We start from the raw sequence: 12,696 nt of genomic DNA on the forward strand, positions 1-12,696 counted from the left end.
GTCGCCGGCATTGGCTGGCGACCGCTTCCCCCAAACCAAGGCGTGAATCCATGAACACCCATCAGAACAAGATTGCACTGGTCACCGGCGCCACCCGTGGCATCGGCCTGGAAACCGTGCGCCAGCTGGCCCAGGCCGGCGTGCACACGCTGCTGGCCGGCCGCAAGCGCGAGACCGCGGTGGAGCAGGCACTGCTGCTGCAGGGCGAAGGCCTGCCGGTGGAAGCCATCCAGCTGGACGTGATCGATGCTGCCAGCATCGCCGAAGCGGTTGAGCAGGTTCGCCAGCGCCACGGCCGCCTGGACATCCTGGTCAACAACGCCGGCATCATGATCGAGAACCCGGCGCAGGCGCCATCCGAGCAGTCGCTGGAGACTTGGCACCGCACCTTCGACACCAACGTCTACGCGCTGGTCGCGGTCACCCAGGCGTTCCTGCCGCTGGTCAAGCAGGCCAAGTCCGGCCGCATCGTCAACGTGTCCAGCATGCTTGGCTCGCAGACCCTGCATGCCGATCCGAACTCGGGCATCTACGATTTCAAGGTTCCCGCGTACAACGCGTCCAAGGCGGCCGTGAACAGCTGGACCCTGTCGCTGGCGTACGAGCTGCGCAACACGCCGATCAAGGTCAACACCGTGCATCCGGGCTACGTGAAGACCGACATGAACGGTGGCAACGGCGAGATCGAGATCAGCGAAGGCGCGCGCTCCAGCGTGGAAATGGCGCTGATCGGCGAAGCCGGTGCCAGCGGCAGCTTCACCTACCTGGGTGAGGTGCTGCCATGGTGATCCGCACGTTGGCGATGGCCATCTCCAGCCTGGTGCTGGCAGGGTGTGTCAGCGTCGGCCCCAACTACAAGGCCCCGGCGCAGGAGCCGGTGGTCCTGCAGGGCGCACAGCAGGCGGTGTTCAGCACCGCCTCGCCGGTGGCCAGCTGGTGGGCGCAGTTCGATGATCCGGTGTTGGAAGAGCTGGTGCACGGCGCATTGTCGGAGAACCTGGACCTGCGCGTGGCTGTGGCCCGCGTCAGCCAGGCCCGTGCGGTGTTCGTCGAAAGCCGCTTCGACCAGGCCCCGCATGTCACCGCTGGCGGCAGCTACGATCGCCGCAAGCAACCTGATCCGCAGCTGGGTGGGCAGCGGGTGTTCAGTGAAAGCTACCAGCTCGGCTTCGACGCCGGCTGGGAGCTGGATCTGTTCGGCCGCAAGCGCCGCGCTGCAGAAGCCGCACGCGCCGATCTCGGCGCCGAGCAGGCCAACCTGGCCGATGCCCAGGTGCTGGTCGCCGCCGAAGTCGCACGCAACTACTTCGAGCTGCGCGGCACGCAGAAGCGCATCGCGGTGGCCCAGCACACGCTGGAAAACCTGCGCGATACGCAGAAGCTGACCGAGGCGCGCTGGGAACTGGGCGCCGGCAGCGAACTGGATGTGCAGAGCAGCCGCGCCCGCCTGAAGGCGATCGAGGCCGACATCCCGCTGCTGGAAGTGTCCGAGGCACAGTCGCGCAACCGTCTGGCCGTGCTGCTGGGCCAGCGCCCGGAAGTGCTGACCGCGATGCTGGCACCGCAGGATGTGCCGGCCTTTGCCAAGGCACTGCCGCTGGGTGACACCCGCGAACTGCTGCGCCAGCGTGCCGACGTGCGCGTGGCCGAACGTCGCCTGGCCGCTGCCACCGCACGCGTGGGCGTGGCCACGGCCGATCTGTTCCCGCGGCTGTCGCTGTCCGGTTTCGTCGGCTTCCTCGGCGGCGATGCCAGCGGCCTGGTCAACGGCAACAACAAGGCCTGGTCGCTGACTCCCTCGCTGAGCTGGGCCGCGTTCGATTTCGGCACCGTGCGTGCACGCCTGCGTGCCAGCAAGGCCGAGGCCGAAGGCGTGGCCGCGCAGTACGAACAGGCCGTGCTGCTGGCGCTGGAAGACACCGAGAACGCGCTGACCCGCTACTCCAAGCAGCAGGCGCGGCTGGCCATCGTGGTCGAGCAGGCGCAGGCGGCACGGCGTGCCGAGTCGCTGGCGCAGATCCGCTTCCGCGAGGGCTCGGAGGACTTCCTGACCCTGCTGGATGCGCAGCGCACGCAGCTGGCCGCCGACGATGCACTGGCCGCGGCCGAGGCAGAGGTCAACGTGAGCGTGGTGGGCGTCTACAAGGCCTTGGGCGGCTGGGGGCAGTCGCCGCAGGCGCCGAGCGTGGCGCAGGCGCAGTAACCGCAGGACTGCAACAACGACGAGGGGACGGATGCGCAGGCATCCGTCCCCTTGTTGTGTGCGGCCGTCAGCGCTTCGGCCAGTCCAGCTCAACCACCAGCGGGAAGTGGTCCGACGGCAGCACGCCGCCGATGCGGCGGTCGTCGGTGGTGAAGCTGCGGGCATGGAAGCCGCGCACCAGCACCCAGTCCAGCTGCACGGTGGCCTTGCCGGTGAAATCGTGGAAGGTTTCGCGCGGGCCCTGCGGCGCCTTCACTTGGGTGCGGGTGTCCTGCAGTACGCGGGTGAAGGCCTTGTAGGTCTCGCTGCCGGGTTCGGTGTTGAAATCACCGGTCAGCACCACCGGCAGGTCGGCGGGCAGCGTATCCAGGCGCTTGGCGATCAGCTCGGCGCCCTTGATCCGGCGCGGCTCGTCCTCGTCGCGGTAGGGCAGGTGGGTGTCCATGAAGTAGAAGCGGCGGCCATCATCGAGGCGGCGGAACAGCGCCCAGGTGACCATGCGCGGGTACAGGTTGCCCCAGGTGATGCTGCCGGGCACGTCCGGGGTATCGGACAGCCAGAAGTTGCCGGATTCCTCGATGGCCAGCACCTTGCTGTCGTAGAACACGCCCATGTGCTCATCGCCCTCGCCACCGCGGCGGCCTTCGCCGAACCAGCGGTAGCCGGGCAGGTGGGCGGCCAGGTAGGTGGCCTGTTCCTGCACCAGTTCCTGGGTGCCGACCACGGCCGGGTGCGCATCGAGGATGACCTTGACCATCACATCGCGACGGTCGTCCCAGCGCTTGCCCGGTTCGGTATCGGCGGGGGTGCGCACGTTGAAGGACATCACCTTCAGCGGGGCGGGCGGTTGGGCTGCCCAGGCAGCGGCAGGCAGAGCAAGGGCCAGCAGCGCGCAAAGTGCGGGCCGGCGAAGACGCGACAACATCGTGGAATCCCTCCATTCCATGAAAACGGTTTCACGAAGCATGCCACGGAACGCAGGGCAGGGGGTGTGCCGGGATGGGTGGCTGAGACGAGGGCCGGGCGGACGCTGGGACCGCCCGGCAGACCGCAGGACGCGCGATCAGGGGTCGTACATCATCCCGTTCTCGTCGCGGTTGTAGTGATCCTGCTCGACGCGGGTGCCGTCGTCATAGATCGCATACAACGTGCAACGCTGGTGCACGCCGAAGCCGGCGTGGAAGGGAACACACTGCTCGTCCAGCCCGACGAGCTCGGCCGCCTGCACCGGTGCAGAGGGGGCCATCGCAGCCAGCGCCAGCACGGCGCCGAACGAACACGCAAGCATCTTCCTGTGCAGCATCGAACACACTCCTTATGTCAGGGATGTTGAACGCGCTTTCTGCAATCGCGCAGATGCGCCGGACCTGTGTATCACGGGGCGGGCAGGGCGGGTAGTCGCAGGGCAGCATGGATTGGGGCGGCACGATTTGACGCATCCGGACACGTCGGGAAAGATACGCCCCTGTTCCGGGCCAGCCATATCGCCACGCCCTCCCCCCAAGAGGAGTTCACGTGCTGAGATATTCGCGGCTGACGGTCGCCATTTCGTTGCTGGTCTGCGCCCACGCCCACGCCGAGCAGGCCCCGCCCGCGCCGCAGACGCTGGACAAGGTCATCGTAACGGCCTCGCGTACCGGCCAGGACGCCGCCACCGCGCCGCAGACGGTGGTGATCATCGGCAAGGAGCAGATCGAGCAGCAGCTGCGCCTCAGCAGCAATTCGTCCGATGTGCTGTCCAGCCTGCTGCCGTCGTACACGCCCAGCCGCGGCAAGATGAATGGCAGTGGCGAGACCCTGCGCGGGCGCACGCCGCTGATCCTGGTCGATGGCATCCCGCAGTCGAACCCGCTGCGCCCCACCGGCCGCGAGGCGCATACGATCGACTACGCGCTGGTCGAGCGCATCGAGGTGATCCAGGGCGCCAACGCCATGAACGGCCTGGGCGCTACCGGCGGCACCATCAACCTCATCACCCGGCGTCCGGAGCCGGGCGCGGTCAACCAGCACTTCGGCGTGCAGACGACGCTGCCGACCTCTGAAGTGCGCGGTGAAACCACTGGCTACCGCGCCGATTACCGCATCAGCGGCAGCAAGGGAAAGTGGGATTACCTCGTCGGCGCCGGCTATGAAGACCAGGGCCTGTGGGTGGATGGCGAGGGCACGCCGATCGGCGTGGACGTCACCCAGGGCGACCTGATGTCCACCCGTGCCTACGACCTGCACGCCAAGCTGGGCTACTGGATCGACGACAACCAGGAGCTGCAGTTCAGCAGCAACCGCTACCGCATCAAGTCCAAGGCCGAGTATGTGCCGGTTGCCGGCAACCGCGATCTGGGCGTTGCCACCACATCGGTGCGCGGCACACCGCCGGGTACGCCGGCCTGGAACGATGCCTGGACCACCGGCCTCAGCTACACCCATCACGACCTGGCCGGCATGGAGCTGAAGGCGATGGTGTTCAACCAGGAGTTCGAAGGCTTGTTCGGCGCGGACAACTCGTCCACCTTCCAGGACCCGCGCATCGCGCCGGTCGGGACGTTGTACGACCAGTCGCGCTCGACCGCCTCCAAGTGGGGCAGCAAGACCAGCCTGGGCCGCGATGACCTGCTCGATGGCGACCTGAAGATCACCGCCGGCGTGGACACGCTGCGCGACAGCGGCAAGCAGGACCTGTACGGCACCGGCCGCACCTACGTGCCCGATTCGCGCTACAGCAGCGTGGCCGGCTTCGTGCAGGCCGACTACAAACTGCTGCCGCAGCTGACCGTGCAGGGTGGCTGGCGCCGCGAAGAGGCCGACCTGCGCATCGACAGCTACACCACACTGTACCGCTACAACCGCGTGGCGGTGCAGGGCGGCAAGCTGAAGTTCCAGCAGAACCTGCGCAACATCGGCCTGGTGTACGCGCCGACCGAGCGCTTCAACACCTTCGCCAGCTATTCCGAAGGCTTCGGCATGCCCGACGTCGGCCGCGTGCTGCGCTCGATCAACACGCCGGGCACCAACGTGGAATCGCTGCGTTCGCTGCAGCCGCTGCTGACCCGCAACAGCGAGATCGGCGTGCGCTACCGCTCGCCGTCGTGGGAAGCCGAGGCCAGTGCATTCCAGTCACGCTCGGAGTACGGCACGCGCGTGATCGCGGTCGACGGCGCGTTCCAGCTCGCCCGCGAAAAGACCGCCATCGAGGGCCTCGATGCGAGCGTGCGCTATCGGTTGAATGATGCCCACCGGCTGGGCCTGTCCTATGCCTGGACCCGCGGGCGCTACGACAGCAATGCAGATGGCCGGCTCGACGCGCGCCTGGATGGCCTGAACATCGCACCGAACCGCGTCATCGCGACCTGGTCGGCGCAGTGGACGCCGGAGCTGTCGACCTTCCTGCAGGGGCAGTACGCCTTCAGCCGCAACTTCGACGAGGCCGCCAAGGAATTCAGCGGCTACGCGCTGTTCGACCTTGGCGTTGACTACCGGCTTGCCAAGGGCAAGGTGAACCTGGGCATCGCCAACCTGCTCGACCGCCAGTACATCACCTACTACTCGCAGAGCGCGCTGATCGAACCGGCGCGGTACTTCGCCGGGCGTGGGCGGACGGTGACGCTGGGGTACAGCCTGGATTTCTGAGGCGGGCCGTGCGGGCAGGATTATTTCTGCCCGCCATCATGCGCCTGCATGTCCTCGTGCAGGATGCGCCGCAGCTCGACAATCGCCGGCGTGGCTTCCTGCACGCTGTGCCCGGACACGATCACCTTTTCCGATACCGCATTGGGCAGGTGCGAGCTCCAGTAGGGCACCAGCCCGTCGTTGGTTTTTTCCAGTGGCCCGTCGGCGCTGGCGCGCGCGATGATGGAGTGGTAGCGCACCCGCGGTGACATCGGCAGATCGGCCACCGCCTTCACGAACGGATCGTCCTTGTCGAGGTTCTGGATGCTGTTCATCTGGTAACCGTGCTTGCCATCGTCGCGGTCGATGTGGCCTTCCTTGGCGACGTTGGCGGCGTCTTCCAGCACGGTCAGCGGCAGCCGCACCAGGCGGCCGATCCAGCGGCCCAGGCGCGTGCCGGCCACGTCGGTGCCACGGTGCGGGGTGGCGATGAACACCACCCGCGAGATCTCCGGTTCGGGCTGGAAGGTCAGCAGCGGCGGGCCCTTGGTGCGCAGCAGTTCGCGTTGCGCCGGGCTCAGCTGGGCCGTGGCCAGCAGCGTATCCACCAGGTGGTCGCCGGACGAAGACACCATCAGCCGCGAAATCACCCCGCCCATGCTGTGCCCGACCAGCACCATGTCATGCGAGGCCACGGCCTTGCCGCTGGGATCGTAGTGTTGCATCACGTCCTCGAGCGTGCGCCGGATCGCATCGTGGCTGAGCGCGATCGGCATGTTGGTCGGATAGTAGAACTGCCACACCTGGAAATCGCTGCGGATCTCGTCGTCGCGCATCAACTCGTTGGCCACGTTCACCCAGGCCTCGGGGCTGCTGGCCAGGCCGTGGATCATCAGCAGCACGCGGCGGTTGGGGTCGTAGGGCTGCATCATGAACAGATGCGGGCGGTCGATGCCGCCCTTGCCGCCGAACAGCGAGCGCAGCGATTGCCGGCTGAAGTTGGAGCGGGCCAGCCACAGCGCGTAGCCGGCGGTGAAGTTGGCCGCCAGCGGCACCTGCTCGCCATGCAGCTGCACCTGCGCGATCTGGTACGGATCGTGGATCTCCAGCTCCGGCTCGTCGTCGTGCAGCATCTCCCACAGGTTGGCGCCGGAAAAACGCAGCAGCACCGTCATCGAGGGCGAGGGCATCTCGCTCCAGCTGCGCTCGGGTGGCGCGGCGTCCTGGCCTGGGCGGTCGGCATGCGCCGCAGCGGCCAGGCCGGTCGTGGCCGGGTTGGCCATCACCGCCACCAGTTCGGCGCCGAAGCCATCGCGGCGATGCACGCTGCGCAGGGTGCCGGTGAAGGACATCGAGGCGGCCGCGACCAGCTCGATCGGCTCGCGCGTGTCCTGTGTGGTGCCTGTATCGGGCTGGGCCAGCACGAAGGTCCAGCGGCCCAGCCGCAAGCGGCCGCTGTCGTTGCCCACCTGGTGGCTGGAATAGGCATCGAACAGCATCACCGCAGCTTCCTGCACGGCCAGGTTGTAGTAGTCGCGCACCTGGGTCTGGCGGTCTTCGAAGCCGCGCTGGTTGGCCGTGCGTTCGGTGAAGAAGAGATACGCATAGGCCTGCCGCGCGACGTGCATCCACGCATCCAGCCGTGGCTGGAAACCGGGATCGGCCACCAGCATCGCCGGCGTCGTGCCGCGCCGGGCCTTCGGCATGGGCATCGCCATCGCCTGCTGCAGCCACAGTTCGGCCAGCGCCGAGCGCTTGTCCTCCTCGCGCACCACGATGCTCGCTTCCATCGCCTCGATGCAGGGGAGGCCGGGCTTGGCGCAGCTGGTCTCGTCCAGGCCCGCCACCCGCAGCGTCTCGATGGTCGCCGCGCTGAGCCTGCCGCTGGTGAGGATGTCGCCGCGCTTGAGGGCGATGTACTGGCCCGGGGTGACCGTGGCCACCTGCACCGAGGGGCCGAACTGGCGCAGCGTGGCGCAGCCGCTCAGCAGGAGCAGCGCGATGAAGACAAGGGTCGTGTGGCGGATGACGCCGAAGCCCGTGGTTGCCATGCGATCCTCCGGCGCGGTGGCGCCACTCTAGCGGGCGGGGCGTCAAGGCGGAAGATAGCGGGCGGGCGGTTTTGAGTGCGGAAGTGCCCCCAGCCGGGCGATTCAGGTATTTCCGTGTGACACTGGGGTGAACAGGATGAATGCAGGGCTGCGATGAGCTGGCTTGAAACCCGTGCTCCTCCTCCCTCCTGATGCTGTTGTGCGCCGCCATTGGCTATATGGAAAGCCGATGGCAGCCGGGCGGGGCGTTGCAGCTAACCATTCCGGAGTTGCTTGCGGGTCTGGTGACTAGCCGCCTATCGACGCGGGTCCAATCGAGCCATCGAATGTTAACCCTTCAGCCTTCCGGACACGGAGTACAGCGGTTCCAGCAGCCATTCATAAAGCTTGCGACGCTCCCCAATGATATCTGCCTCGAGCTGCATGCCAGGGCGAAGCGGCTCCATCTTCCCGTATGCCAGTACTCCCTGCTGATCCAAAGAGACTAGGACTCGATATAGGGGCTGCTTCGTGTCGCCGTCCTTTTGGTTCTCCGTCAATGCGCTGCGAGAGATGCGGACGACCGTTCCTTCGTGGGCTCCAAATTTCTGATGCGGATAGGCTTGGTAGCGCAGCAGAACCCGGTCGCCTGATTTAACGAAACCTATGGCTGAACTGGGCACCAGCAGCTGTGCTCGAAGCTCGGACCCCTTGGGAAGCAGGCTGAGAATGGGTTGCCCGGGCTGCACCGCTTGGCCAGCCTCAACGAGTCGATTTGCCACCAGCCCAGTTACCGGCGCTCGAAGGAGCAGCTCTCCGTCGGCCTCCATCCGAATGAATTCCTGATTCAACGCGGCTAGGTCACGCTCTGACACTGCCTTGGCGGATAGCCTTTGATGGGGAATCTCTGCAAGCCGCTGCTCCAGTTCGGCCAGGTTTCGCCGAATCGAGGTTGCTTGGCGTTGAAGGGCTTGTTGCGCATTGACCGCCTCAAGCATCGATTGCTCTTGCTGGTTGATCTGAATCAGGCTTACGTAGCGCTCATCCTCGACGCTCCGATAGCGGGTGAGGGTCTCGCGCGCGATTCTCACCTGCTCGCCGCGGGTACGGATCTCCGCGTCGATCTGCGAAAGCTCACGCAACATTGCAGAGCGCTGGGTCTTGGCGCCATCCTGTTGAGCTGCCAGCTGTCTATCATGAAATTCGCTCATTGCACCCACACTGGCTATGCGGGAGCGTTGTGCGTCGAGCAATGTTGATACGGCGTCCTGGCCCGAGGACGTTACCCGAGGCACGTTGATCGTCAGCAGCCCATCCTGGCGTTGCACATGATCCCCCTCTTCGACGTCCAGTCTCGCAACCACTCCAGCAGATGGAGCGACGACCGTGGAAAGCCCGAGATCGGGCACAAGCTCACCAGGAACCCGCGATCTGCGCGAGTACTCGCCGATCCAGAAGAAGCTGATTATGCCTACGGCAGCTATAGCTGCGAATAGCGCCAGAAGCCAGAACCGGAGTGGCTGTACGAGGGATATTCCGCCCAGCCAGCTCCGCCGCTGGGCATCAAGGGCCTCCTTGCGGAAGAGGCCGCTCATGCAGTGAGCTCCGCTGCGTCACCTCGCTCCGGCGCCAGGGGGCTGGACGTGTTCTGGGTTAGTATCTGCGCCACCGCTCCCGCCTGTATGATCAGCACGCGGTCGGCGCTGGCGATGGTTTCCGGCCGATGGGCGATGATCACCCGAGTCAGTTCAAGGCGTTTTACTGCCTCATTAACCAGTCTTTCGCGCTCAACATCAAGGTGGCTGGTTGCCTCGTCCAGGAAGAGCAATTGAGGTTTGCGATACAAGGCGCGAGCGAGGATCACCCTTTGTTTCTGGCCTCCAGAGAGAGTCGTTCCCATGTCGCCGATCAGGCTGTTGTAGCCCATGGGCATGGCCGCGATGTCGTCATGCACAGCAGCCAACTGCGCCGCCTCAAGCACTTTTGCTTCATCAACGTGATCATCTTCGAAGGCAATGTTGTCGCTGACACTTCCTGCGAAAAGCTGGTCATCCTGCATCACCGCTCCGATCATGCGGCGGTAATCGCTTATGCTGGTCCTTGATAGGGGCACGCCGCCAATGCGGACCTGACCCTCGGTCGGCTGTAGGAGCCCAAGGAGTATCTTGACCAGCGTAGTCTTTCCGCAACCCGAAGGGCCAATGATTGCGACCGACTCACCGGCGTCCACCACAAAGCTGCAGTTCCTCAGCACCCATGGCTCCCCAGGGGCGTAGCGGAAGCCAAGTCCCTCGACCTCAATGCGGAGTCCGTCTGGCAACAGGCCGTTGCCGTTGGAAGTGTCGTGCTCTGGCTCGGTGAGAACAATGTCGGAAAGTCGCTCGCTGTGAAGGTGAAGCATGCGGAACTCCACCCATGTGTCGATCAACGCTGCGACGCGCTGCGAGAACTGGTCCTTGTAGGCGAGGTAAGCAATGAGCATGCCGACGGAGAACACGTTTTCCATGGCCAGTAGTGCCCCGAGCCAGATCACTGCAATGCGTTCCAGGCCAAACAGCAATTGATTGGCGCCATTGAAGCTCAGCCCAAACTTTGCGGGCCAAACGTCTTGATTGACGGTCTCGTTCATGAGGTTGAAGTAGCCCGCTTGGCGAACTGATTCGCGGCCAGCGACTTTTACCGACTGCACTCCCCGAATCGACTCTAGAAGATGGCTCTCCTGTCGTGCCCCGGCGATCAGTTGCTTTTCCGTGCCTCGCCGCAGGGGAGGGAATGCACAGGCACGTGCAATTGCATAGAGAACAACCGCGAGCAGCGTGACCAGCGCTAGCTTGAAGCTGTACAGCAGCATCATTCCCAAGGTCACGACTGCCATGAGGCCGTCGATGAGTGCCTCTACGAAGCTGGTTGTCAGTGTTCTCTGAATGACTTGGATGCTTCCCATCCGTGACGTGATATCACCCAGATGGCGCTTCTCGAAATAGTCCAAGGGCAGACGTTGGAGGTGGCGGAAGACGTTGCCATTCCATTGCAGGTCGAGTCGATTTGATAGATAGATGACCGCCCTGCCTCGAATCTGCCCAATACATACCTGCAGCAGAAGTGCCAGAGCGAATCCTGTACCCAGCACGCTCAGCAAGTCTCTGTCGTAGGCGACGAGCACTTGATCTACGGTCCATTGCATGAAGAACGGTGCTATCAGGACGAATACCTGAAGTGCACCGGACAATAGCACCAGTAGGCCAAGAGCTCGCCAAAGCCCCTCTACCTTTCCTGTCAGCTGTGCGAGCGAGACTGGCGGCGGGCGAGGTGTTACCTGGAACTTGGCAGTTGGATGCAACTCCAGAGCAATCCCGGTGAAGTGGCGTGAGACCTCCTGCAGGGAAAGCTTACGCTTGCCATAGGCTGGATCCAGAACGGTGATGCCGTTGCGGTGAACTTTGCTGATTACAACAAAGTGGTTGAGATCCCAGTGAGCGATGCAGGGCAAATGCAGCTGGTCCAAATGCTCCATTTCCAGGCGCAGGGGGCGGCAGCGAAACCCGAGCGCGCCCCCAACTTCAATAATCTGAGTGAGGGTGGCGCCTTTAAGTGAGAGGTAATGACGGCGACGGAGTTCTCGCAGTCCAATTTTGTTGCCATGATGTGATGCAACCATGGTCAAGCATGCAAGGCCGCATTCCGTTGCCTCGGACTGAATTACAACGTCAATGAGCTAGGTCCTCAGAAAGCGCGATGTTGGGATGGGTAAAGACGGCAGGAGAGCGTTGTCCGAAATTAGCTGGAAAATTCGCCATGCAAGTGCAAACATTGGACCAGGGGCTTCTGTGCAATTTCTCTAAGTTTCAATCAATTGCTGCCGTCAAAGTGGTGAACCAAGGGTGGATTTAAGAAAATCACGAATTGTCGGATAGAAAATCACCCAGTGCAGCATGGAGAAATTGACGAGGCCGTGAATAATTGATCGCTGTGCTGAGTTTAGATTGAAAAATTGCGTTCCAGCGCAGAGGAATACCGAGAGGAGAAAGGCTGGCACTATTGCGTCGACGTGAACTGCAGCGAATAGCGCGCTTACCCCGATGGTGGCAGCCAGCTTCCCAAAGTAGTAGGAGGCTCCATCAAGAAGGAGGTGTCTTACAACTTTCTCCTCAAATAGTGGAGCTACTATGCAGCTTGTCACCAGGCCCAATGCGTAGAATCTCAGGGGTATTTCTGTCAAGGGTGTGAAGTTGGTTTCATATCTCCCGGGGAAGCCAATGAAAAGTACCCAGATTGCTCCAAGTAGTAATCCAGTAGCTATCAAGCCGGCCCCCAGGCGAAGCGACCATTTTCTGCGCGGTTCATTGGGAAATAACCAGGCGCAAGCAAAAAATGCGAGAATTTCGGTGATCGCCTTTGATCCGAAAACGTCGAATGAGTTCAGAATTCCTTGCGCTGCACCAACGCTTACTATTGCGATGGCTGCTACAAATATTCTGTTATCTGCGATGGGGCGGGGCTTCCAGTGCGCTATCTTGTTGATCAAAAATGTTGTTCTCGTGGTCCAGGCCCCGACTCAAGTCGGGGCCTGAGTTGCTGCATTACTTCATCATGATGTGCTTCCAGACCATGCCCGCAGCGCCGATTCCACTGAAGGGCGCGGCTCGGCCATAGCGGTACGCCATTTCTCCGATTTGCCCAAAGTTCCCACGTACGTGAGTGCCGCTGCTCTGGCCAATCTGGAATTGAAGGCCGCCCGAGCCACCCGAAATCTCCGCAACTTCAAATTCATTTAGTTCGCGCATATTGAATCCTTGTTTTCCCGTTATTGGGATTGTCATCCTTTCGATCCGCCTCTGGGTCTGTCAAGCGTGTTGTGAG

At 63.3% G+C, this 12,696-nt stretch carries 10 protein-coding genes; 3 read left to right on the top strand and 7 right to left on the bottom strand.

Annotation, left to right across the window (positions count from 1 at the left end):
- Positions 1–50: 50 nt before the first annotated feature.
- Both IAE41_RS15470 and IAE41_RS15475 read left to right on the top strand, forming a co-directional pair.
- Positions 51–788: an SDR family oxidoreductase gene (locus tag IAE41_RS15470; RefSeq protein WP_200733720.1), complete on the top strand. Its 738-nt coding sequence runs from the start codon at positions 51–53 to the stop codon at positions 786–788.
- Positions 782–2,203, top strand: coding sequence for an efflux transporter outer membrane subunit (locus tag IAE41_RS15475; RefSeq protein WP_108746495.1), 1,422 nt, complete (start codon positions 782–784; stop codon positions 2,201–2,203). Before IAE41_RS15470 ends, IAE41_RS15475 begins: the two co-directional genes overlap by 7 nt.
- A 67-nt stretch (positions 2,204–2,270) precedes the next feature.
- Here the strand turns inward: IAE41_RS15475 and IAE41_RS15480 are convergent, their stop codons facing one another.
- Both IAE41_RS15480 and IAE41_RS15485 read right to left on the bottom strand, forming a co-directional pair.
- Positions 2,271–3,128: an endonuclease/exonuclease/phosphatase family protein gene (locus tag IAE41_RS15480; protein ID WP_200733721.1), complete on the bottom strand. Its 858-nt coding sequence runs from the start codon at positions 3,126–3,128 to the stop codon at positions 2,271–2,273.
- Between the two features lie 138 nt (positions 3,129–3,266).
- Entirely contained in the window at positions 3,267–3,506 is a 240-nt protein-coding gene (locus IAE41_RS15485) for a hypothetical protein (protein WP_200733722.1), read from the bottom strand.
- Positions 3,507–3,718: 212 nt separating this feature from the next.
- On the opposite strand from IAE41_RS15485, the gene IAE41_RS15490 reads away from it, so the two are divergent.
- Positions 3,719–5,827, top strand: a complete 2,109-nt coding sequence (locus tag IAE41_RS15490; RefSeq protein WP_325167009.1) for a TonB-dependent receptor — start codon at positions 3,719–3,721, stop codon at positions 5,825–5,827.
- Between the two features lie 20 nt (positions 5,828–5,847).
- Here the strand turns inward: IAE41_RS15490 and IAE41_RS15495 are convergent, their stop codons facing one another.
- From IAE41_RS15495 to IAE41_RS15515, 5 genes are all read right to left on the bottom strand, one after another.
- Positions 5,848–7,857 carry an alpha/beta fold hydrolase gene (locus IAE41_RS15495; RefSeq protein ID WP_200733723.1) on the bottom strand — a complete coding sequence of 670 codons (2,010 nt, stop codon included), beginning with the start codon at positions 7,855–7,857 and terminating at the stop codon, positions 5,848–5,850.
- A 329-nt stretch (positions 7,858–8,186) separates the two neighbouring features.
- Positions 8,187–9,431, bottom strand: a complete 1,245-nt coding sequence (locus IAE41_RS15500; protein ID WP_200733724.1) for an HlyD family efflux transporter periplasmic adaptor subunit — start codon at positions 9,429–9,431, stop codon at positions 8,187–8,189.
- Positions 9,428–11,548 (bottom strand): peptidase domain-containing ABC transporter, encoded by a 2,121-nt coding sequence (locus tag IAE41_RS15505; RefSeq protein ID WP_325167010.1) that lies wholly within the window; start codon positions 11,546–11,548, stop codon positions 9,428–9,430. Before IAE41_RS15505 ends, IAE41_RS15500 begins: the two co-directional genes overlap by 4 nt.
- Before the next feature lie 150 nt (positions 11,549–11,698).
- Positions 11,699–12,361 carry a CPBP family intramembrane glutamic endopeptidase gene (locus tag IAE41_RS15510; RefSeq protein ID WP_234458625.1) on the bottom strand — a complete coding sequence of 221 codons (663 nt, stop codon included), beginning with the start codon at positions 12,359–12,361 and terminating at the stop codon, positions 11,699–11,701.
- A 55-nt stretch (positions 12,362–12,416) separates the two neighbouring features.
- Entirely contained in the window at positions 12,417–12,620 is a 204-nt protein-coding gene (locus tag IAE41_RS15515) for a hypothetical protein (RefSeq protein ID WP_200733726.1), read from the bottom strand.
- Between the last annotated feature and the right edge of the window lie 76 nt (positions 12,621–12,696).

The organism is Stenotrophomonas sp. S39, assembly GCF_016624665.1.
GTDB lineage: Bacteria > Pseudomonadota > Gammaproteobacteria > Xanthomonadales > Xanthomonadaceae > Stenotrophomonas.

What these genes read in the sequence shown, in the direction of transcription:
- IAE41_RS15470 (WP_200733720.1), top strand. Translation starts at nt 51, where the DNA reads ATGAACACCCATCAGAACAAGATTGCACTGGTCACCGGCGCCACCCGT.
- IAE41_RS15475 (WP_108746495.1), top strand. Translation starts at nt 782, where the DNA reads ATGGTGATCCGCACGTTGGCGATGGCCATCTCCAGCCTGGTGCTGGCA.
- IAE41_RS15480 (WP_200733721.1), bottom strand. Translation starts at nt 3,128, where the DNA reads ATGTTGTCGCGTCTTCGCCGGCCCGCACTTTGCGCGCTGCTGGCCCTT.
- IAE41_RS15485 (WP_200733722.1), bottom strand. Translation starts at nt 3,506, where the DNA reads ATGCTGCACAGGAAGATGCTTGCGTGTTCGTTCGGCGCCGTGCTGGCG.
- IAE41_RS15495 (WP_200733723.1), bottom strand. Translation starts at nt 7,857, where the DNA reads ATGGCAACCACGGGCTTCGGCGTCATCCGCCACACGACCCTTGTCTTC.
- IAE41_RS15500 (WP_200733724.1), bottom strand. Translation starts at nt 9,431, where the DNA reads ATGAGCGGCCTCTTCCGCAAGGAGGCCCTTGATGCCCAGCGGCGGAGC.
- IAE41_RS15515 (WP_200733726.1), bottom strand. Translation starts at nt 12,620, where the DNA reads ATGCGCGAACTAAATGAATTTGAAGTTGCGGAGATTTCGGGTGGCTCG.